The sequence below is a fragment of the Clostridium cuniculi genome, from assembly GCF_004353185.1.
Taxonomy (GTDB): Bacteria; Bacillota; Clostridia; order Clostridiales; family Clostridiaceae; genus Clostridium; species Clostridium cuniculi.
The window spans coordinates 46,734-69,975 of the sequence record NZ_SMUS01000019.1; the positions used below are offsets into that span (position 1 = coordinate 46,734).

A 23,242-nucleotide genomic window follows, 5' to 3' on the forward strand; every position below is an offset into this window, starting at 1 on the left:
TATCTTTACTCATTTGAAAGCTCCTCCTTTGAAAGTTGTGATAGAGCTATTTGTTGATAAACTTCACAGTTTTCCATAAGCTCTTTATGAGTTCCTTTACCAACAACCTTACCTTCATCAAGAACTATAATTTGATTTGCATTCATTATAGTGCTTATTCTTTGAGCAACAATTAAAAGCGTACTTTCTTTTAATTCAGTGTTTATTGCTTTTCTAAGTTTAGCATCAGTCTTAAAGTCTAATGCAGAGAAACTATCATCAAATATAAATACTTCTGGCTTTTTAGCTATAGCACGAGCAATTGCTAATCTTTGTTTTTGTCCACCAGAAACATTTGTACCACCTTGAGCAATCTCTGTATTAAAGCCCTCTTCTTTGCTATTTATAAATTCCATTGCTTGGGCAATTTCAGAGGCTTTTATCATATCTTCATCAGTTATATGATCTCCACCATACTTTAAGTTACTTTCAATTGTACCTGAGAATAAAAGTCCCTTTTGAGGAATAAATCCTATTTTTTCTCTTAAATCATATTGAGATACACTCTTTATATTTACACCATCAATTAATATTTCACCTTCTGTTGTATCATAGAAACGAGGTATTAAATTAATTAATGTAGATTTACCACTACCTGTACTACCAATAAATGCAGTAGTTTCTCCTGGGAATGCTTTAAAGCTAACATTACTTATTACATCTTCATCAGCTCCAGGATATCTAAATGAAACATTTTTAAATTCAATAGTTCCTTTTTCATCATTATTAAACATTTGTAGTTTTTCTGAATCTTTAATTGCTACATCAACATTTAACACTTCAGATACACGTTGAGCAGAAACCATGGCTCTTGGTAATATAACTGAAACCATTGATATCATTAAGAATGCCATAATTATTTGCATAGTATATTGCATAAATGCCATCATTGTTCCAACTTGCATAATACCTTCATCAATTCTATGAGATCCAACCCATACAATTAGTAATGTTATTACATTCATAATAAACATCATTAATGGCATCATTACTGTCATAACTCTATTAACAAAAAGATTTGTTCTTGTTAAATTTTTATTAGCAACTTCAAATTTTTCTTCTTCATACTTTTGAGTACTAAATGCACGAATAACAAGCATACCAGTTAAACTTTCTCTTGTAACAAGATTTAATCTATCAACAAGTTTTTGTACACTTTTGAATTTCGGCATAGCAAAACTGAATAATACAATTACTAAAAGTAATATTGATATTAAAGCAACTGCTATTACCCATCCCATTGATGCTCCAGTATTAATAACTTTAATAACTCCCCCAATACCTAAAATTGGTGCATAGAACACAATTCTTAATCCCATTACAACAAGCATAATTATTTGTTGTATATCATTTGTTGTTCTTGTAATAAGTGATGCTGTTGAAAACTCATCAAATTCTGCATTTGAGAATCCAACAACTTTGTTGAATACATCTTTTCTTAAATTTCTACCTAATGCAGCTGCAACTCTTGCCGCAATAAAGCTTACAATAACTGTAGCTGCCATACTAATTAAAGCTATACCTACCATTTTTATTCCAGCTATAATTACATAGTTAGATTGAAGCTTATCAGTATTAATTCCAATATCTTTATACTGTTCTTTTACATAACTAGTAGCAGCTTGAGTTATCATACTTTCTGGCATATCTGATAATTTTTCATCTACATTTGATAACATGCTATCTATTTGCTCTTGAGGCATCATACTTAGCATTTCAAATGGATTCATAGTAGATAAATCCATACCTTGTGGAGCCATACCATCAATACCTGGAACTCCATTTAACCCTTGCGATTCTAACATTGAAACAATAAGCATTGGCTTTCCAAATATATCATTTAACTTGTCTATTTTTTCTTCTTCTTTAGTATTTAACTTATAAATACTTTCATTTTCTAATTCTGGATAGTCCTTTACATACTTATTATACTCATCTGTAGTAAGGTTATCTTTATCCAACAAAGTATAATTATCATCTACAACATTTTTTTCATCATCATTCATAAAAATAAATAGCTTTTCCATTTCTGATGATTTAATAACTTTAGGAACAGCATTTTCTACTCCACCTTGTTGTATTCCAACATTAACTATATTAGACATATAGTCTGGTAACGATAAATCACATATAGCTTGAACAAATAAAAGTGCTATTGCAAGTATCATTGAACCAACAAAAGGCTTTAGGTGTTTTAATAAATTAAGCATAAGCTCTCCTCTCCTTGTTTAAATTTAATAAATTTCTATTTTTATAATAATTATATTTTCATAACTATTTTCTGTCAATACAAATTGTTATTTTTTATAATAGTTATATTTTTATAACTATATATTGTAAACTATTTTTTTATCGATTATAATATTATCAATAGTATTGTAAGGAGGCTGACATGACTACTTTAAATTTAAATGATATATCAGATAATTTATATCTATTATTATTTTCTCTCAATAAACATATTTTTAATCCTAATGCTCTTGCAAAAAAATTTAATATTCCCCATTCACATATAAAAGTATTATTTTATTTAGTTCACAATGGCCCAATATCTATTTCTAAAATGGCTAAAGATCTTTATGTATCTAAACCTAATATGACTCCTGTAATCGATAAATTAGTAGAAGATGGCCTTGTTACTAGAGATTATAATCCTACTGATAGAAGAGTTATATTAATACAAGCCACACCTAAAGCTTTAGAAGTTTTAAAAGAAGGTAAAGAATACATTAAAGAAGTAATAAGAGAAAAAATTTCTCCTTTAAGTGATGAAGATATAAGTAATTTATCTTCTTCTTTAGATACATTACTAAATGTAATAAATAAATTTTAGAATTACTTTTATACTATATTTATAAATAAAAGAAATTGTTCTAAAAATAAAAGCTCGCTTTGACTATTCATCAAAGTGAGCTTTTATAAAATTTCATTTTATATAAATACGAACTTTAATACAAACACTATTCCAACTGCTACCGTACCCCAACTGATTTCTTTCCATTTACCAGTAAATAATTTTAATAGTATATATGATACAACACCAAATACTATACCATCTGAAATTGAATATGAAAATGGCATCATTATTATTGTTAAGAATGCTGGAATTGCTTCTGTATAATCTTCTAAATTTAATTCTTTTATATTTTCAATCATAAATAATCCAACAATAACTAAAACTGAAGCTGTTACTGCTGAAGTAATTACTCCAAATATAGGTGATAAGAATAATGCTAAAAAGAACATAAATGCTGTAGACACTGCTGTTAATCCAGTTCTTCCACCTTCTGCTACACCTGAAGCACTTTCAACAAAAGTACTAACTGTGCTTGTTCCAAGACATGCTCCTACTGTTGTTCCTACTGCATCTGCTAAAAGAGCCTTTTTAATATTGGGAACTCTTCCATCTTTATCTAACATATTTGCTTTAGTTGCAACACCTACTAAAGTTCCTATAGTATCAAACATATCCATAAATAATAATGTAAATAATACTATTACCATATCCCAAGAGAAAATATTATTCCATTCAAATTGCATAAATGTTGAACTAATTGATGGTGGCATACTAAATATTTTATTCGGAAGATCTATCACTCCCATTGGTATACCTATTACTGCTGTTATTATCATTCCTAAGAATAATGCACCTTTAACTTTTCTTGCAACTAATATACCTGTAATTACTATCCCTATAATTGCTAAAAGCCCTGCTCCGGATGTAATATTTCCTAAAGCAACTATTGTTCCACCATCAGCTGGATGAACAACTATTCCAGCGCCTTCAAGTCCAAGTAATGCTATAAATAATCCTATTCCAACAGAAATAGCTTTTTTAATATTTACTGGAATTGAATCAACAATAGCTTCTCTTACATTAAATACTGTCAATAATACGAATATTAATCCTTCTAATAAAACCGCAGTTAATGCAAATTGATAGGAATATCCCATAGATAATACTACAGTATACGCAAAGAATGCATTTAATCCCATACCTGGTGCTTGAGCAAAAGGTAATTTAGCATATAATCCCATTATTAATGTTGCAATTATTGCTGATACTGCTGTTGCCGTAAATACAGCTCCTGAATCCATCCCTGCCGCTGATAAAATTGAAGGATTGACTATTAATATATATGCCATAGTCATAAATGTAGTAATACCAGCTATAAATTCTGTTTTAACAATTGTGTTGTTTTCTTTAAGCTTAAAGAAATTATCTAAAAAATTATTCATTAATATAATCTCCTTTTTATCTTTTGTTACTTAAATTTACTCTTTCCCCAATGGGAGAACGAGTTTACTTTTATATAATAACAGAAATTTTTAAAATGCCAATACCTTTTACGAACATTTTTTTATTTTTTTATATATTTGTTCACATTTAATAACTTTTTTATACATTTTTATATTTTGTTGTCGATATATATAATATTCGCTGGAAATAAAAAAAAATTTTTTAATTTACTTTTTTCATAAAAGTAGTATAATGTTTATTATAATTGCAAATTATTATCATTTGACTTTAGGAGGACAAGTTATGAAATTCAAATTGCCAAAACTACTAACACTACTTATTACAACATCATTCTTATTTATAGGTTGTAATAATACTGTGGATTCAAATAAAACTACTGATGATGATACTTTAAATATAGTAACTTCTTTTTATCCACTATATATATCAACAATTAACATTACAAAAGATATTCCAAATGTAACTGTTACAAACATGACTAAATCACAAACTGGATGTCTTCATGATTATCAACTTACACCTCAAGATTTAAAAACACTAGAAAATGCTGATATTCTAGTTGTAAACGGTGCTGGAATGGAATCTTTCTTAGATGATATAATTTCACAATACCCTAATCTTGAAATAGTTGATGCAACTAAAGGTTTATCTCTTTTAGAAGATGATACACATAGCCATGATGACCACGATCATGATCACGACACTGAAGATGAACATTCTGAAGATGATGATCACGACCATGAATATAATGCTCATGTATGGGTTAGTGTGACAGGTAACATAGAAGAAGTTAAAAATATTTCTTCTCAACTTGAAAATTTAAATCCTGAGAACAAAGAAGCTTACGAATCAAACACTAACACTTATGTTTCTAAATTGGAAGACTTAAAAAATGAAATGCATGAAGAATTAGATAACTTACCAAATAGAGATATAATTACATTCCATGAAGCATTTCCTTACTTTGCTGAAGAATTTAATTTAAACATAGCTGGTGTTATTGAAATAGAACCTGATTCTGAACCATCAGCAAAAGAAATTGAAGAGATAATTAATACTGTAAAAGAAAAAAATATCAGAGCTTTATTTACTGAACCTCAATACTCTTCTAAGGTTGCAGAAACTATCGCTGCTGAAACTGGTGCTACAGTTTATGAATTAGATCCTATAGTAACAGGAGACTCTAATCCTGATGCTTATGATGATTATATAAATAAAATGAAAAAAAATCTTGATGTATTAAAAGAGGCGTTAAAATGATAAAAAAAGCTAACTTTAATAAAAATAATAGCTGCAATAACTTTTGCTGCACAAAAATTGAAAACTTTTCTGTTACCATTGGTAATAACGAAATACTTAAAGATGTAAATCTCCATATTCATTGTGGAGAGCTTACATCTATTATTGGACCGAATGGTGCTGGTAAAAGTACCTTACTTAAAGCCTTACTTGGAGAAGTTAAACATTCTGGAAATTTAAATTTTATCGGTCAGAATGATAATAAATATCATCAACCTATAATTGGATATGTTCCTCAATATTTAACATTTGATAAAGATACTCCTATTAGTGTACTTGATTTATTTGTCTGTTGTAAGACTTCTATGCCTTCATGGTTAAGACCTAAAAAGAAAATCCGAGAAGATGTATTAGAAAGCCTAAAAAGAGTAAAAGTTCCTCATTTAATAGATAGACGTCTTGGAGCTTTATCCGGTGGAGAACTTCAAAGAGTTTTACTTGCATTAGCACTTGATCCAATGCCTAATATATTACTATTAGATGAACCCGTATCTGGAGTTGATCAAAATGGATTAGAATTATTTTATGAAATACTTATGGATATCAAAAAGAATTATGATTTATCAATTATCTTAGTTTCTCATGATTTAGATTTAGTTTATAAATATTCTGATCGTGTAGCACTTGTAAATGGAACAATAGTTTGTTCCGGTAGCCCAAAACAAGTTTTTAATAATCCTGCTACACAAAAAATATTTGGATTATCATTAAATCATTCTAATGAAGACTCATCTAAAACAGGAGGCATTTAAGATATGTTTGATTCTATATATAATTTTATTCATTTAATACTGCCATTCCAATGGCTATCTTTCGATTTTATGAAGAATGCTTTTTTAGCTATTTTAATAGTTACTCCCCTTTTCGGACTTTTAAGTACTATGGTTGTGAGCAATAAAATGTCTTTCTTTGCAGATTCCTTAGGACATGGAGCCTTTACTGGAATAGCTATCGGAATTCTTTTAGGTGGTATTGATCCAATGTGGGGAGCAACGTTATTTTCAATTTGTTTTGCAATCTCCATAACAATTATAAAAAATAAAGGAACTTCATCCACTGATACAATAATTGGCGTTTTCTCATCTACTGCAATAGCTTTAGGTTTAGTACTTATGAGTTTTTCTAGTAGCTTAAGTAAATTTTCATCTTACTTAGTAGGAGATTTACTTAGCATAACTCAAAAAGAGATCATTTTACTGTTTATTGTATTTATTATAGTTATTATACTTTGGGCTTTAATATTTAATAAATTACTTATAACAAGCTTAAATCCATCCCTTGCAAATAGTCGTGGTATGAATACTCTATTAATAGAAATTATTTTTACTTGTACTATAGCTGTTATAGTTACTTTAACTGTAAGATGGGTCGGTTTATTAATAATAAATTCCCTTTTAGTTTTACCTGCTGCTGCAGCTCGTAATATCTCTAAAAATGTTCGTCAATATCATTTATTCTCAGTATTAATTGCTATATTCTCTGGTATTACAGGACTAATAATTTCATATTATTTAAATACTGTTACAGGAGCAACAATTGTTCTTGTGTCAGCAGTAATATTCTTTATAACTTTAATTATCAGACGTAAGTTTGTATAATATAATTAAATAATACCTGGAGGTAATAAATTGGATAATGAAATTAACTTTAGTGATATACTTAAAGCAAAAGGATTAAAAGTAACTAAGCATAGAACCTCTGTACTTCAGGTACTATCCGAAAGTACACAACCTCTTAGTGCTGAAGAAATTTATTCAAAATTAAAGGAAAGTTCAATTTCTATAAATTTATCATCAATTTATAAAATATTAGATTCTCTATCTAATAAAAATGTGCTTTCTAAATGTATTTTAGGAGACGATAATAGAACATCTTATGAAATGAATACTTCTGAACATAGGCATCACTTGATTTGTAAACAATGTAAAGAAGTATTTCCTATAACTGATTGTCCTCTATGTGTTTATGAAAAGCATCTAAGAGAAGATATGGATTTTGATGTAACAGAACATCGTCTTGAAATATACGGTTATTGTCGCAACTGCAAAAAAATGACTAAGGAGTAAACCTCTCTCTTAGTCATTTTTTATTTATTATTTATTAATAATGCTCATTTTATAAACTGTAGTATGTTTATATTCTTCTCCAGCTTTTAACACTATATTAGAAAAACCTGAATGGTGTAAGCTATCTGGGAAGTATTGTGTTTCAAGACATAATCCTTGTCTCTTTTTATACCTTACTCCACCTTTTCCAATTTCATTTTCATTTAAAAAATTACCTGTATAAAATTGCACCCCTGGCTTTGTAGTAAATACTTCTAGCATTCTTCCAGTCTTATCTTCTATAACTTCTGCAACCTTCTTAAGCTCTCCTGTATAGTCATCAATAATCCAGTTATGATCATATCCATTTCCATTAATTAATTGATCATATTCTTTATTTATATCTGCTCCAATACATTTTAAATTGCTAAAATCCATAGGTGTTCCTTCTACACTTCTTATTTCACCAGTAGGTATACTTTCAGAATCTGAAGCAGTTATATTTTTTGCATAAATTCTAACCTTATGATCTAATATATCTCCTGAAGCATGACCTTTTAAGTTAAAATATGAATGATTAGTTAAATTTAAAACTGTATTTTTATCACATTTTCCATAATAATTAATAATCAGTTCATTTTCTTTTGTTAACTTATACTCAACAGTAACCTCTAAATTTCCCGGATACTCTTCTTCACCATCTTTACTCAGATATGATAACTTTAAATAATCTCCATCCTTATCATTTAAAACTTCTGAATCCCAAACTACCCTATTAAAGCCTTTAACACCACCATGTAGATGATTATTACCATCATTTTTTGCAAGTTTATACTTTACTCCATCTACATCAATTTCAGCTTTTCCAATTCTATTAGCACAACGTCCAATAATAGCACCAAAATATGTCGTTGTAGTCTTATAGTCTTCAAAATTATCATATCCTAAAACAATATCATCTTTTGTTCCAAGCTTATCTGGTGTAATTAATGATAATATAATACCTCCATAATTTGTTATTTTTATGCTTGTATTTTCATTAGATAATGTGTAAACATAGACCTCTTTGCCATCAATTCTATTTAAAATTTCTTCTCTTTGTATTCTCATTATTCCCCTCCATTAATATGTTTATATAACATAATGTCATATATCATATTAATTATAACAATCATACCAGTTACTGTAAACATTATCAGTTTAACTTATAAAATTTTCACTTTTAAGAATTATATCTAACTGCATAACAATTTCATTAATATCTTCTAATATTACATTATCACATTTTGAAATATCTTTAATTAATTTTTCAATATCTTCTAATGCATTATTAGGTAGTTTATTACACATAGTATTAACTATACTTAAAAGCCTTTTTTCTCCTGGATGTGGAATTTCATTTATAGCAAATATAATATCAAAATAACTATCCAAAAATGCAGCTATTCTATTATTTAAATTTACTATATCTTTCCTATTTATAGCTTTCTCTATTTGGTTATAATATGCTGAGAAATTCTTTTTTAATATAGGATAATTTTTACTAACTATATTGTTTTTGAGCTCTGCTGGATATTTTATAGTATACTTTTCTTTAAGATTTTTAAATTTCCCAGTTTTATCAAAAACTATTAATGAATTAATCACATTATGCCAAAAACATGTACTGTATCCAATAGATGCATTATGTTTTTCTAGAACATTTTTTAATTCATTCTCTAGCCAATTAAAATCAAAATAAACTATATCAATTTGTATTGATGAATTTCTTAATACAAATTCATCAGATACTCCCCAAAAGGTATTATTTATCTCCATCAAGTCAGAAAACTTTTTTACAATACTCTCTCTTTTTTCAATAGGTATATCCTTATCTGTAATTATATTTATATCAATATCTGAATAATTATCCTTTCTTCCACTGGCACATGATCCAGCTAAAGTTATTGCAACTACTTCTCCTAATCTTTTGAATTCATTAACTATCTGATAAACTATCATATTCATTCCCATAAAGCTCACCCCTTTTTATTAGTTTGAAATATAATATAGAATGCAACTAATTAATTTTCATATTAAGTTACATTCTATATATTCTATTTTATTGCTTATATATTTAATCTATTGTTTTATTAATACCTTTATGGATTTTGGAGCAATACTAACTATATCATCATTTAAAACTTCTATAACTTTATTTCCTGCTTTTTTATCATTAACAAATACTCCCCAATTTTCTTCATGAAGATTTACCTTTTCTTCTGTTTCATTTGCATTTATTATAACTGCTATTTTAGAACACTTATCATCTATATTCTTAGAATCTATTATATATGCAACTAAATTATCAGATTCAAAATCTTTTCCCTTTTCTAAGAAATGAATATTTTTTTGTATATCTTTATTGCTATTCATTCTAAATGCTTTATATTCTTTTCTTAATGAAATTAACCCTTTATAATATTCAACTAGATCCTTATACTCAATTTTTCTATCCCAATAAATTTTATTTACCTTATCGGAAGAAGCAAAACTATTTTCTACTAATTTTCCATCTTCATCAACCTTAGTTCTTGCCATTTCTTCTCCAGCATGTATAAAACTTATTCCTTGTGAAGTTAATATTATACCAGCTATTAATTTATTAATTTTTATCAATTCCTCTTTACTAGCTTCTGGTGATACTATCTGAAGCTTATCCCACAAAGTATAATTATCATGTGCAGATGCATAAGTTACTGTTTGATAAGGTTCATTAGCCCAAAATTCATCTGAATACACTATATTAGTTTTATCTACTTCTTTATGTGGTGTTGATGCAACAACAGCAAATTTAATAGTTTCTTCAAGTCCATCTTTTCCATTTGCAAATCCAGCCTCTTTTTCATAGAAAACATGCCCCTTAACTCCATCTCTACAATCATCACTAAAAGCTGCTATTTGTAATTCACCAAATTTATAAGTGTTTTTCTTTAAAGCCGCATCATCTTCTTTTAAAGGGCTTGGACCTCCCATCCATCCTTCGCCGTAAACAATTATACTTGGGTCTATTTTATTTAACTCTTCTCTTATTAACTTCATAGTCTCTATATCATGTATACCCATTAAATCAAATCTGAATCCATCAATATGATATTCTTTAGCCCAATATACTACTGAATCTACCATATATCTTCTAAACATATATCTATCAGAAGCTGTTTCATTACCACAAGCTGAAGCATCACTATAATTTCCTTCTTCATCTTGTCTATAATAATATTTAGGAACAGCTTTATTTAAGCATGAATCTAAATTAAAAGTATGATTATAAACAACATCCATAATCACTCTTATTCCAGATTCATGTAATGCCTTTACCATTTCCTTAAATTCTCTTATTCTAACATCACCTAAATATGGATTTGTTGAATAAGATCCCTCAGGAACATTATAATTTTCTGGATCATATCCCCAATTAAATTGAGGTTCATCAAGCTTTGTTTCATCTACTGAGCCATAATCAAAAGATGGTAATAAATGAATATGTGTAAATCCCATATTTTTTATATGATTTATTACAGTCTTTACATTAGTTCCAGGAATATGACTATTACTCTCAGTAAGACCTTTAAATTTACCTTTAAATTCATCTTTTATGCCTGATGTCTCATCTATAGTTAAATCTTTTACATGAGCCTCATATATTATCGAATCTGTAGGTTCCTTTAGTTCGGGTTTCTTATCTTCTTCCCATCCTTCTGGATTAGTACTATTCAAATCAATTACCATTCCACGTTTACCATTGACTCCTACTGCTTTAGCATATGGATCAACAACTTCATTAACTATTCCATCTATAGTAACTAAATAATTATAATATTCCCCATTTAACTCTTCATTAATTTCTACTATCCAAGTTCCATTAATGCCCTTATTCATATTGTAAGTTTTAACCGGCTTACAGTTATAATCATATCCATCATCACCATATAACACTAAATCAACTTTTTCTGCTGTTGGTGCCCATAAAATAAACTTACTTTTCTCCTTTGAATAAACTACTCCTAATTCTCCATCATAGTTATATAATTTTTCAAATTCATTATTAAATATTAATTCTCTACCCATTTCCTCATCTCCCATTAAATTAAGTCTACTTTATATAAACATAACTTTGGAATCGTTACCAAATATATGCTTAATATAATTTTATACCAAATCTACTTTTATATCTATAAAAATAATTAGATTTTTTTTATTTTTTATAATATATTACTATTAATATATATATTTTAAAATTTATAGTTTTAATTACAACTTTTCCTTATTAACTTAAAAATAATAGTATAAATCAAAGATAAAATAATTTAAAAATTTATTTTATCTTTGATTTATAATGTTTTCATTATTAACCTATTAACTAATTTTCATAGTGATTTATTCCCATTCCTCATCAATATATTCTTCATCATCCTCATATGAGTTATTATCTTGATATTTTTCATAATCTATATTATTATCTGAATTACTATTCTCATAATCACTTTCATATTCATCAATCCATTCACCAGTTTTATATTCATTAAGTGCTTCTCTTAAAGAATTATAATCAAATTTGCTTTCATCTGGCTCTATACCATTAAATATGAAATCATGCAAAATCTCTGTGTTTTGCTCCCTATCCATTATGAATACCCATCCAATTTCTCCACCATAATTCATATCATCGGCTAATTCTGTAACTGGTATATGAATTTGTTTTGTTTCTAAGCTTGGAAATTTATAAATTGTATATGCCATATTTAAAGCATCTAAAAGATCTATATTAGTATTTATATAATCAAGCATACTATTCATAATTCCTAAATACTTTGTAGGTTTTGTTTCTCTTAGCTTTTCAGCCACTTTAAACAATACCTCTCTTTGCCTTTCAGTTCTTTCAAATTCATCTCCAACACCTTTTCTTATTCTTGCATAAGATAAAGCCTGCTTTCCATTTAACAATTGCAATCCACTCTCTGTAACAGGACAATCATTTCCTCCGGTAGACTCACCTATATACTTATTTAATTCATCTAATTGATAGTCTTTAACATCAATTTCTAATCCACCCATTTGATCAATTATAGCCTCAAAACCCCAGAAATTTATTATTATATACTTATCTATATTTATATTATATGTTTCTTGTATTGTATCTTTTAATAAATTTATTCCCCCAAAAGCCATAGCTGCATTTAATTTATAAGGACCATACCCATCAATATCAACTAGTGTGTCTCTAAATAACGATGTTAATCTTATTTCCTTATTATTATTATCTAAAGTTGCAATTATAATAGAATCTGCTCTAGCACTTTCTTTTAAATCTCTAGCATCTGTCCCCACTAACAATACATTAGTTATACCTTCAACCTCTTCATAATCAACTTCCTCTTCATTTTTCTTCTCTACAGTTTTAATTTCTATCTCACTTGGCTCTGCATATATTTTACTTTTTACATAACTATAGTACCCTATAACTACTCCAACAACAACGGCAAGTACTATAGATATAGTTGAAATTATTATTCTATTTCTTAAAGAATATCTTTTTTTATCCTTATTCACTCTTATTGCCTCCTAATATGTTGGATTGCTACTATCTTTATTATTTTACCATATTTAGTATAATTTATATAGTTATTTTTATAAATGTAATTATTAATTTATAGTTAACTATATATCTATTTTTGACTTATTTAATTATATATATAATATAAAAATACAAATCAAAAAATATTTTTACACAATAAAAAAGATTGTAAGAAAAATTCTTACAATCTTATAAACTTAATTACTTTCTGTTGTTTTGTTGAGCTTTTCTTGCTCTTCTACAATCAACGCATCTTACTGGTTCGTTATCAAACCCTTTTTCTTTGTAGAAAGCTTGCTCTCCTTCAGTAAATAAAAATTCTTTTCCGCAGTCTCTGCATACGATAGTCTTATCTGCCATTATAAATTCCTCCATTTTCTTAAGATTTATCATGGTTAATAACATATCTCTTGAATAGGAGAAATTTTATTAATCTACTTTAAATCTTGTAACTAGTCAAAAATTTGACTTCTCTCTAATTATAACACATCTACTATTTTTTACAACACTTTTATAAACTTTTTTAAAAATTTTTTCTGATTATGTAATATATTGTTTTTTTTATAAAAATGAACACTATATTTTCAAGGATATTTTAAATTAATTTTAATCTCCTATTATTAATTCACCATCAACAAAAGCCTTTTCCCATTGCTCTACATAACTTCCACTACACCACTCTGCCATTATTATCTCATCATCTTCACCGATAGGTACAGTAACTAAAGGTTCCGTTATTATACTTCCATTTTCTATTTTATAAACTGCTATATAGCTATCAAATTGAACTAATGCAATCTTACATAAAGGAGATATAAATACATCTTTAAAAAATCCTAACTGTTGCTTTAGAGACTTCCATGATATATACAAAGAATTATAATTTATAAATCTACTATCTGGTAGCATTGATAACTTAAAGCTTTCTCCTGCATCACTCATATCTTTAGGTAACAAATTAGCAACAAATCTCCATCGTCCTATGCTTCTTTCAATAGCTACATTATTATAATCTATTAAAGAAAGATTTATTTTATCTATTTGTTCTTTAGATAAACTATTAATTTTATTTTGAAATTCTTCTAAATATTCTTCCTTTTCAGAACCAATAAATATTTCGTCCATTTGTAATCCATTTTTAATATTAATATTATTTATAGGTATTATTTGATAAATTGGATAATTTCCCTCAAAAGAATCCCCTTCATATTTCCCTATTGATATATAATCATTCCCAACAAATTTTATAGTTTTATATTCACTTTTATCTAAGATTATATTTTCAACTGCATGATTTTCTATTTTTTCATTATATTTTCCCACTTGAAACTCATCATATTCAAAACCATTCATGCTCTTTTGATTGACTTCTAATTTCCATATTCCATTTATTCTTGGAAAAATAATACTAGACTTTTCATATATACTTCCTATTTCCCAGTTATCATGAGATATCCATAAAGTTCTATACTCATCGTTACTATATACTCCATCAGCAATTTTTTTACTTGGAGTTTTAATTCCTAACATAACTCCTTCTTTTACATCAAACTCTTCTTCGTCAGTTTCATTTGCTATAGACGTAGTATTTTCAACATCATCAAAATTAACATTTTTATTTACTTTACTTAATTTGAACAAACTACTTTTATATAAAAATATCATCTCAGTATCAGAATTTAAAAAGAATTCACCTATTATTTGATTTTGATCAATAATAGATATGAAATCTACAGTTTCTCTACCATTCATAAAAGTGTTCATAGTTAAGTTGCTTTCGTATGAAAGAATATAATCCCCCTGAACAACCTTTAACTTATAATGAATATTGGCTTCATAATTATCTGCAATATTAATTTTATTGCTACTTAGCTTTATTTCATCTCCAATTAAAGAATTATTATCTTCTTCATCATCTTTCTCTCCTAATTGTTCTACTGAATCAATTTTCCAAGTTCCAATAAAGTTAAAAACATTATCACTTTCATCATTACTAACCTTTGATTTACATCCAAAAAATAATATTATAACAAGAGATAATATTATCAAAAATTTCTTATTCATATTACATTTCTCCCTGCTTTAAAGGAATTTTAATTATTATTTCAGTTCCTTCATTCTCATTGCTCTTAATCTCTAAAACCCCTTTATGCAAAGTTACTATTTCATCACATATAGATAAACCTATTCCATTTTTTGATTTACTATTTTTCCCTTTATAAAACTTATCTTTCACCCTTGGTAAATCTTCACTATTTATTCCACTTCCATTATCATTTACTCTAAATACTAAATATTCTTCTTCAACTTTAGTATTTAAACTTATTTTTCCATTTTCTTCAGTAAACTTAAAAGCATTATCTATAATATTACTTAAAACCTGCTTAAGCTTATTTTCATCAAAGTAAGCTTTTCCAACATTTTCATCTATAGTTATACTAAATTCTTTTCCTTCTCTCTCAGCCCTCGGTCTCATATAATTTGCAATATATTCAATAAAGTGTTTTACGTCATGCTCTTTTATATTTAAGGAAATAACACCATTTATAAGCTTAGAAAAATCTAATAATTCTTCTACCATCTCAGTTAATCTATCACTTTCCTTTTCAATAATATCAAGTCCTAAAGCTACTGTATCCATATCACTACAATCATACTTTAAAGTTATAGCCCACCCCTTGATTGATGTTAATGGTGTTCTTAATTCATGTGAAACTGAGGATATAAATTCATTTTTCAATTTTTCTCTCTTTTCAACCTCACACCCCATATAATTCAGTGTCTTTGACAATTGAGCAATTTCGATATTATCAGCAATATCACTTCTAATATTTAAATTTCCTTTTGCCATTTCCTTTGCAACAGCTGTTATCTTTTTTATTGGAGATACAATATCCTTAGCTATTATCAAACTCATTATTATTCCTAATGCTATTACAATTATTGAAATGACTAAAAATAGTTTACTAAACGAATCTATTATTTTATGTACTTCCTTTAACGAAAAAATTATCCTAACTATACCTATTGTTTCATTGGGATCTATTTTTGAATTAATAGCTTTAGAAACTATCATTATTTTTTCATTATAGGATCTTACATTTCCAGTCCATACACCAACTTCTCCTTCTTTAGCCTTTGTAATATCAGGAGTACTTAAAAGTTCAGAATCTCTTATTCCATATGAATCCATTAACAAATTTCCATTTGGATCTAATATCTCAACTTGTTCCTTATTGGTATTCCAAAAAACATCAATATTTTCATATATATTCTCTATTAATTTATTGTTAGAAAAGTATTTCTGATAAAAATTAATATATGCTTCTAATTGATTAACTAAAGTATTTTGAGTAGTTTTATAATAATACCCCTTTAAACATAATAACGTTAATACATCTAATATTAAAACTGTTGATATTATAACTATAAGAAAATTTTTTAACAACTTACTTCTTATACTCTTCACTATCTTCGCCTCTCCATCTATATCCAAATCCCCATATTGTTTCTATATATCCTTCCTTAGATGAATAATCTTCTATTTTACTTCTAAGTCTTCTTATATTTACATCTATAATTTTAGAATCTGCAAAATAATCTTTTCCCCAAACTAAATCTAATAATTCATCTCGTGAAAAAGCTCTATTAGGATTTTCTATAAATAACTTTATAATCGAATATTCTTTTGGAGTCAAATCAATTTCTTTATCACCCTTAAATATTTTTTTCCCATATGTATCCACAGTAAATATTCCATTTTTTAAAACTTTTTTTTCATCCTGTACTCCAATTCTTCTTAATATAGCTTTTATTCTAAGTAATAATTCCATTGGATTAAAAGGTTTTACCATATAATCATCTGCTCCATATTCAAGTCCCATTATTTTGTCCATATCTTGCCCCTTTGCAGTTAGCATTATAATACCTAACTTTTCTTTTTTTTCTCTAGCTCTCTTACAAACCTCAAATCCATCTATACCAGGTAGCATAACATCTAATATTATTAGAACTGGTTCTTCTAAATCTAATATCTTTAATCCATCTTCTCCATTGTTAGCTTCTAAAACCTCAAAACCATTTCTTTTTAAATTTATTTTTAAAAACCCTCTTATACTATCTTCATCTTCAACTATTAATATTTTTTTCATATAAATTTCCTTTCAACTCTATAAAACTAATCTTTATTTATATTTTCTAATATATACAAATAAAATACTGGATAAATACACTATTCACCCAGTATTAGTTAATAAACCTTCTACTTTAATGTTCTAAACTCATATCCTAAAGACTTTAAGTAATCTATAATTTCTTGTAATGATTGTGCTGTCGCTTTCTTTGCATTTGTATCATGCATTAATATAACTAATACATCATCATTTCCAGCTAAATCTCTTATAGATCCTTTCAATCTATTTACCAACTGTTCAACTGTTCTATCATTGCTTTCAGCATCTCCATTTAAAGTGTTCCAATCTATGTAAGTGTATCCATTCTTCTCAAGAACAGGATCTAGGGCTTTTGTATTCCATGACATATGTCCACCTGGCAATCTAATAACACTTGTGCTAAAACCATCACCTAAAACAGACCTCATTACCTCCTCTGATTTTTTCATATCATTTACTAAAACTGTTGGATTCGCAACTCTACCAGGATATAAAATACTATAATCATGACAATATCCATGATTTCCAATGGCGTGTCCTTCCATAACCATTTCTTTCAATAGTTCCTTTTGTATGTTACTTTTTTCAACATTACTACCTAATACAAAGAATGTAGCTTTTACATTATTAACTTTAAGGGTTTCTAATATTTGTTGTGTTACTTCAGTTGAAGGACCATCATCAAAAGTTAAATATGCAACCTTTTTTCCATCCTCCCTTAAGTAATTCCATTTATTAAGCATATTCTCTACGTCCTTAGCATTATCTGCATATAGATCATTTTCATAAGAAGTATATACTAAGTTCTGCCTATTTATAGCAGTATTAATATTTTCATTACTTTGCGCATTTCCATCAGCACTATCATTGCTAGTATATTCAGAAATCTTATTATCAACAAAACTTTTATTTTGAATAGCTATAACTTCTTTATTCTCATTATATAATTTATCTTGATAGAAAGCTCCTATACTAAATACAAAAGCTATTAATAAAACTACTATTAAAGCACTATTTTTTGTTATAATTTTACTTAACTTATACATTCTTCAATTCCCCCTAGCTACTTCTTATATATTTCTCTACTTTATATTATACCTATATAGAGCTAAAATTAATTTACAAAAGTGTTACAATAAAATTATAATTTATAGCAGTAATTTTATTTTTTTGTTTATTTTCTATTTTTAGTCATACAAAATCATCAAAAAAAGTCAATACTATAATATTTTATAGTATTGACCTATAATTTTCTTATTAAATAAATGGATTATAGAAACGTCCACCATTTATTATTGTAGCAAATATAGCAATTACTAATATAATACTAACTATAGCTATAGCTATATAATCACCCTTTTTAAATGGTCTTCCATTATACCACGTACGTTTTTTATTACTTCCAAATGCTCTAAGCTCCATAGCAGAACTTATAGTTTCTATTCTATCTAAACTTGAGAATATTAAAGGCATTAATATAGAAGCTGAGTTTTTAATTCTTTTTGTTAATTTTTCTTTTTTAGACATATCTATCCCTCTAGCTTGTTGTGCAAATGATATATCTTGATAATCACGTTGAATATCCGGTATATATCTTAAAGCTATTGAAACTGAATATGCAATTTTATAACTTACACCTATTTTATTTAACGAAGCTGCAAACTCACTTGGATTAGTAGCAACCATAAATAATAATGCCATAGGTATTATTGAAAAATACTTTAAAGTTATATTAAATTGATAGAATAACTGCTGACTCGTTACAGTATATGGACCAGCAATCTTAAATAAATCTGTTCTACTGCCATATATATGAACACCTTCATATGGTGAGAATATAAAGATAGCTACATTATTTAATAATAAGAATATTAATATAAAGTAAAGAACAAATGAAACTTGCTTAAATTCTACCTTTGAAATTTTAAACACAATTATACTTACAACAAACATACCTAAAAGTACACGGGTATCATATGTAATCATCGAAGCTAAAGCCCAAATAATTAAAGCAATTAACTTTGATGCTCCTGTTAATCTATGAATAGGTGAATCTATATCTGAATATCCAATCATTGTACTCATATCTATCTAATCCTCCTATCATAATCAATAAATTTCTTAACAAATATTCTTGGATTATCTAACTTAGCCTTTACAGCTAATTCATATAGTGATGTTTCCTTTAAATTTGCCTTATTTATTACTTCTTCATCTGTAAGAACATTAGCTGCTATATCATCAGCTAATTTTACTCCATTGGATAATACAATTGCTCTATTAGTATATTCAAGCATTAAATGCATATCATGAGTTATCATTATTATTGTTACACCTTTTTGATTCAATTCTTTTAAAAATTCCATAATTTCTGTGTAATGTTTAAAGTCTTGGCCTGCTGTAGGTTCATCTAAAATAATAACCTCAGGATTTAAAACTAATATTGATGCAATTGTTACACGTTTCTTTTGACCAAAACTTAATGCAGAAATTGGCCAATTACGGAATTCATATAATCCACAAATCTTTAATGTTTCAAAAACTCTATTCTTAATCTCATCTTCAGAAACCCCTCTAACTTTGAGACCTAAAGCTACCTCATCAAAAATCATAGTTTTTGATATCATTTGATTTGGATTTTGCATTACTATTCCTATTTTTTCCGCACGTTCTTTAATAGTATCATTAACTAAATCTCTACCATTAAATAATATTTGCCCTTCTGTTGGATTATAAAATCCACATATTAACTTAGAAATAGTTGATTTACCGGCTCCATTTCTACCTACAATACTAACCATTTCACCTCTATTAACTTTAAAGGAAACACCGTGTAATATTTCCTTACCTGATTCATAAGAGAATTTTACATCCTTCATTTCAAGAATAGTTTCATCGCTTGTTTCTTCTTTATCTTCTACAGTATCTTCATACCACTCTTTTAATTTTTCTCTACAGCTATCTATTTTTAGTGTATTAATATGTTCTGGACTCATTTCCGGTGTAATATTGCATCCTGCATATTTTAATGCAGTAATATATAATGGTTCACGTATTCCTGTTTCAACTAATAAATTTGAACTTAATAACTCTTCTGGAGTTATATCAGCAGCTATTTTACCATTATCAACAACTATTATTCTATCTACTGGACAATGTAATACATCTTCTAATCTATGCTCTATTATTAATATAGTCTTATTAGTTTTCTTTTGAATTTCATCTATTAGTTCAATAGCACTTTTTCCTGTTGCAGGGTCTAAACTTGCAAGTGGTTCATCAAATAAAAGAATATCTACGTTCCCTACCATAACACCTGCTAATGTTACACGTTGTTTTTGTCCTCCTGATAAACTATAAGGTGCAGAATTTAAATGAGTATCTATCCCTACAATCTCAGAAACAATTTTAACTTTTTCTTTCATTTCTTCTTGTGATACACAATCATTCTCTAATTTAAAGGCTATATCTTCACCAACTGTTAATCCTATAAACTGACCATCTGGATCTTGAAGTACAGTACCTACTGAATTTGATAATTCAAATATACTCATTTCTTTAGTTTCTTTTCCCTTAACCTTTAAACTACCAGAAATTTCACCTTCATTAGAAAATGGTACAAGGCCATTTATACAATTTGAAAGAGTACTTTTTCCAGAGCCTGATGGTCCTACTATAAGTACTTTTTCTCCTTCATATATGGTTAAATTTATATTATTTAATGTTGGCTTTGCTTGAGCTCTGTATTGAAAAGTAAAATCCACGAACTCAATTACAGGTTTTTTCATAGCAAATCTCCTCGTCTTTTTGTATATAAACTTCAATATATTAATTTAATTTTTATTAATCACTTTAAAGCTTAATAGATAATCTATTAAGCACTTTATTTAAGTTATATTATTAAAATTTTACCATTAGCAAAACCTTAATTAATAACCCCCATTAAAGATAATACTATATTTTTAATCATATGTATATTCTGAAAAAAATTTTATAATATAAAATTTTCTTTAATCATTAAAAATACCAGAGACTTAAAGACTCCGGTATTTAAAATAGATATTATTCTCTATCTAAGCTTCCTTTTTTAACTCTAGTCTTAGAATAAGTATATAATAATATAGTTCCTAATATTCCAACTGTAATTGCATTTGAAGCTCCTGCTACAGCTCCTTGTAAATAAACTTTATTAGCAGGTTCAGCATATATAACTATATCTAATGTTGGTGCAACTAAAAGCCATGCTATAGCATTAGCAATTATTTGATAAATATTGAAAACTATCATTTCCTTTTTACCAAATTCACCTTCATTAACCTTTAATTTCTTCCAAGCTAATCCTATAATAAGTCCAACAGCTGCTGATGCAATAACCCAACTAAACCAAGGTGAACCATAAAACACTAAATCTTTTAATGCATGTCCTATGAATCCAATAGCAACACCTGCAACTGGTCCATATAAAACTGCCATTAAAGCTAAAAATGCATAACATGTTTCAATATTAGTATTTGGTATTCCTGAAGGAATAGAACCGAAACGGCCTAATATCATAAATACAGCTGCTCCAATACCAATTGCAACAATAGTCTTAATAGATAATTTGTTACCCATTATGTCTCCTCCTTTTTATATACATTATGATTAATTAAAATTAATTTTATTCGTAAACTACTCTTGGAGCCTTTCTAATAGAAATTATCCAATTAGTTCCCGTTTGTATGTTATACGCCTTAGAGAATGAACCTTGATTTATAGCAACAGCTAAATTATCTAATGAATTAACATAAACTAAAGTTTCTCCAACATGAACATCTGCAAATGATTTTGCATATATCATTATATTTCTATAAACTTCTCTTGTATCATTTTTTATTGAAACTTCTACTCTATCTCCATAGTTTATTCCTAAACTAGTAAATAGCTCTCTACCAATATTTGTCCAAAGGCTACCAAATCTAACATCTAAAACATCAATTGTTCCAGTTACTATATCATTTTCCTTAGTTGATTCAACTACTGGTAATTCAATAACTTCATCTACTGGAATTTCTGGTCCAACTTGTTCAAAACTTATAACCCCTGAAGCAAGTCTTGCACCTGTATATGCATATATATCTCTTCCATGGAATGTATAAGATGCTCCTGAATTAGGTAATCTATTTATAGTTTCATCTATTTCTCTTGCCTCTACAATTCCACACATACGCTTGATATGAGTAAGTGTTCCATTGTCTGGTGTAATTATGTACTGACCTTTTGCAGTCTTAACTGCTATACTCTTTCTATGTGATCCAACACCTGGATCTACTACAGAAACAAATACGCTTCCTTCTGGCCAATAAACTACAGTTTGAATTAATCTATATGAAGCCTCCCAAATATTATACTGTGGTATTTCATGAGTTAAATCAAATAATTGTAATGTTTTATCTACAGAATATGCAACTCCATACATTGCACTAACTGCACCATCCGCTATACCAAAGTCTGATTGAAATATTAAAGCATTTTTCATAAAATAAGCCTCCTAAATAACATGTCATATCTTTAGTATAATAACGAATATTATCTTAGTCAACGTTTTTTTCATTCGTTATTATGCGAATATTAATTTCATCCTCTTTTTTAGCAATACTTTAAAATTATACTTTTATATTAATTTATAGTCAATATCTTTATCTATATGCTTAATTAAAAACTATTATCAAAAATTTCGTAAACTTTCTAATTGTAATTTAATATAAAAATCTAAAATGACTGTCCGTAATAAATTCAGCCTTTCTTTATTTTTCCAAGGCAAATTTAT

General features: G+C 27.5%; 20 protein-coding genes. 5 read left to right on the forward strand and 15 right to left on the reverse strand.

The window, feature by feature from the left end; all coding sequences use genetic code 11:
* Positions 1 to 5: 5 nt before the first annotated feature.
* Positions 6 to 2,249, reverse strand: coding sequence for an ABC transporter ATP-binding protein (locus EJJ37_RS10990; protein ID WP_133015628.1), 2,244 nt, complete (start codon positions 2,247 to 2,249; stop codon positions 6 to 8).
* 182 nt (positions 2,250 to 2,431) lie between these two features.
* On the opposite strand from EJJ37_RS10990, the gene EJJ37_RS10995 reads away from it, so the two are divergent.
* The gene (locus EJJ37_RS10995) at positions 2,432 to 2,872 is read left to right on the forward strand and encodes a MarR family winged helix-turn-helix transcriptional regulator (protein WP_133015629.1); all 441 of its coding nucleotides are present in this window, start codon (positions 2,432 to 2,434) and stop codon (positions 2,870 to 2,872) included.
* A gap of 98 nt (positions 2,873 to 2,970) precedes the next feature.
* Here EJJ37_RS10995 and EJJ37_RS11000 read toward each other — a convergent pair whose 3' ends face one another.
* Complete coding sequence (locus tag EJJ37_RS11000) at positions 2,971 to 4,278, reverse strand: NCS2 family permease (protein ID WP_133015630.1); 1,308 nt, start codon at positions 4,276 to 4,278, stop codon at positions 2,971 to 2,973.
* A gap of 304 nt (positions 4,279 to 4,582) precedes the next feature.
* Between EJJ37_RS11000 and EJJ37_RS11005 the strand changes: the two genes are divergently transcribed.
* Genes EJJ37_RS11005 through EJJ37_RS11020 form a run of 4 tightly spaced genes read left to right on the forward strand, consistent with a single transcriptional unit; the run spans position 4,583 to position 7,665 of the window.
* On the forward strand, positions 4,583 to 5,560 hold the full coding sequence (locus EJJ37_RS11005; RefSeq protein ID WP_133015631.1) for a metal ABC transporter substrate-binding protein: 978 nt from the start codon (positions 4,583 to 4,585) through the stop codon (positions 5,558 to 5,560).
* Positions 5,557 to 6,351 carry a metal ABC transporter ATP-binding protein gene (locus EJJ37_RS11010; protein WP_133015632.1) on the forward strand — a complete coding sequence of 265 codons (795 nt, stop codon included), beginning with the start codon at positions 5,557 to 5,559 and terminating at the stop codon, positions 6,349 to 6,351. Before EJJ37_RS11005 ends, EJJ37_RS11010 begins: the two co-directional genes overlap by 4 nt.
* A gap of 3 nt (positions 6,352 to 6,354) precedes the next feature.
* Positions 6,355 to 7,197: a metal ABC transporter permease gene (locus EJJ37_RS11015; RefSeq protein WP_133015633.1), complete on the forward strand. Its 843-nt coding sequence runs from the start codon at positions 6,355 to 6,357 to the stop codon at positions 7,195 to 7,197.
* Between the two features lie 30 nt (positions 7,198 to 7,227).
* A complete protein-coding gene (locus tag EJJ37_RS11020; protein WP_133015634.1) occupies positions 7,228 to 7,665 on the forward strand; it encodes a Fur family transcriptional regulator in 438 nt (145 codons plus the stop codon).
* 27 nt (positions 7,666 to 7,692) lie between these two features.
* Here EJJ37_RS11020 and EJJ37_RS11025 read toward each other — a convergent pair whose 3' ends face one another.
* From EJJ37_RS11025 to EJJ37_RS11085, 13 genes are all read right to left on the reverse strand, one after another.
* A complete protein-coding gene (locus tag EJJ37_RS11025; protein WP_133015635.1) occupies positions 7,693 to 8,754 on the reverse strand; it encodes an aldose epimerase family protein in 1,062 nt (353 codons plus the stop codon).
* A gap of 90 nt (positions 8,755 to 8,844) precedes the next feature.
* Entirely contained in the window at positions 8,845 to 9,657 is an 813-nt protein-coding gene (locus EJJ37_RS11030) for a nucleotidyltransferase domain-containing protein (RefSeq protein WP_133015636.1), read from the reverse strand.
* A 108-nt stretch (positions 9,658 to 9,765) separates the two neighbouring features.
* Entirely contained in the window at positions 9,766 to 11,754 is a 1,989-nt protein-coding gene (gene pulA, locus EJJ37_RS11035; RefSeq protein ID WP_133015637.1) for a type I pullulanase, read from the reverse strand.
* A 309-nt stretch (positions 11,755 to 12,063) separates the two neighbouring features.
* Positions 12,064 to 13,236 carry an LCP family protein gene (locus tag EJJ37_RS11040; RefSeq protein WP_243124879.1) on the reverse strand — a complete coding sequence of 391 codons (1,173 nt, stop codon included), beginning with the start codon at positions 13,234 to 13,236 and terminating at the stop codon, positions 12,064 to 12,066.
* A 226-nt stretch (positions 13,237 to 13,462) separates the two neighbouring features.
* The gene (locus tag EJJ37_RS11045; protein WP_133015639.1) at positions 13,463 to 13,621 is read right to left on the reverse strand and encodes a zinc-ribbon domain-containing protein; all 159 of its coding nucleotides are present in this window, start codon (positions 13,619 to 13,621) and stop codon (positions 13,463 to 13,465) included.
* 246 nt (positions 13,622 to 13,867) lie between these two features.
* The gene (locus EJJ37_RS11050) at positions 13,868 to 15,325 is read right to left on the reverse strand and encodes a hypothetical protein (protein ID WP_133015640.1); all 1,458 of its coding nucleotides are present in this window, start codon (positions 15,323 to 15,325) and stop codon (positions 13,868 to 13,870) included.
* Position 15,326: 1 nt separating this feature from the next.
* Positions 15,327 to 16,730, reverse strand: coding sequence for a sensor histidine kinase (locus EJJ37_RS11055; protein ID WP_133015641.1), 1,404 nt, complete (start codon positions 16,728 to 16,730; stop codon positions 15,327 to 15,329).
* Entirely contained in the window at positions 16,711 to 17,412 is a 702-nt protein-coding gene (locus EJJ37_RS11060; protein ID WP_133015642.1) for a response regulator transcription factor, read from the reverse strand. The genes EJJ37_RS11055 and EJJ37_RS11060 overlap by 20 nt, the downstream gene beginning before the upstream one ends.
* A 110-nt stretch (positions 17,413 to 17,522) precedes the next feature.
* The gene (locus tag EJJ37_RS11065; RefSeq protein WP_133015643.1) at positions 17,523 to 18,479 is read right to left on the reverse strand and encodes a polysaccharide deacetylase family protein; all 957 of its coding nucleotides are present in this window, start codon (positions 18,477 to 18,479) and stop codon (positions 17,523 to 17,525) included.
* Between the two features lie 211 nt (positions 18,480 to 18,690).
* Positions 18,691 to 19,518: an energy-coupling factor transporter transmembrane component T family protein gene (locus tag EJJ37_RS11070; RefSeq protein WP_133015644.1), complete on the reverse strand. Its 828-nt coding sequence runs from the start codon at positions 19,516 to 19,518 to the stop codon at positions 18,691 to 18,693.
* Positions 19,519 to 19,520: 2 nt separating this feature from the next.
* The gene (locus tag EJJ37_RS11075) at positions 19,521 to 21,221 is read right to left on the reverse strand and encodes an ABC transporter ATP-binding protein (protein ID WP_133015645.1); all 1,701 of its coding nucleotides are present in this window, start codon (positions 21,219 to 21,221) and stop codon (positions 19,521 to 19,523) included.
* A gap of 274 nt (positions 21,222 to 21,495) precedes the next feature.
* Positions 21,496 to 22,050 carry an ECF-type riboflavin transporter substrate-binding protein gene (locus tag EJJ37_RS11080; RefSeq protein ID WP_420808541.1) on the reverse strand — a complete coding sequence of 185 codons (555 nt, stop codon included), beginning with the start codon at positions 22,048 to 22,050 and terminating at the stop codon, positions 21,496 to 21,498.
* A 43-nt stretch (positions 22,051 to 22,093) separates the two neighbouring features.
* Complete coding sequence (locus tag EJJ37_RS11085; protein ID WP_133015647.1) at positions 22,094 to 22,951, reverse strand: SAM hydrolase/SAM-dependent halogenase family protein; 858 nt, start codon at positions 22,949 to 22,951, stop codon at positions 22,094 to 22,096.
* Positions 22,952 to 23,242 lie beyond the last annotated feature (291 nt).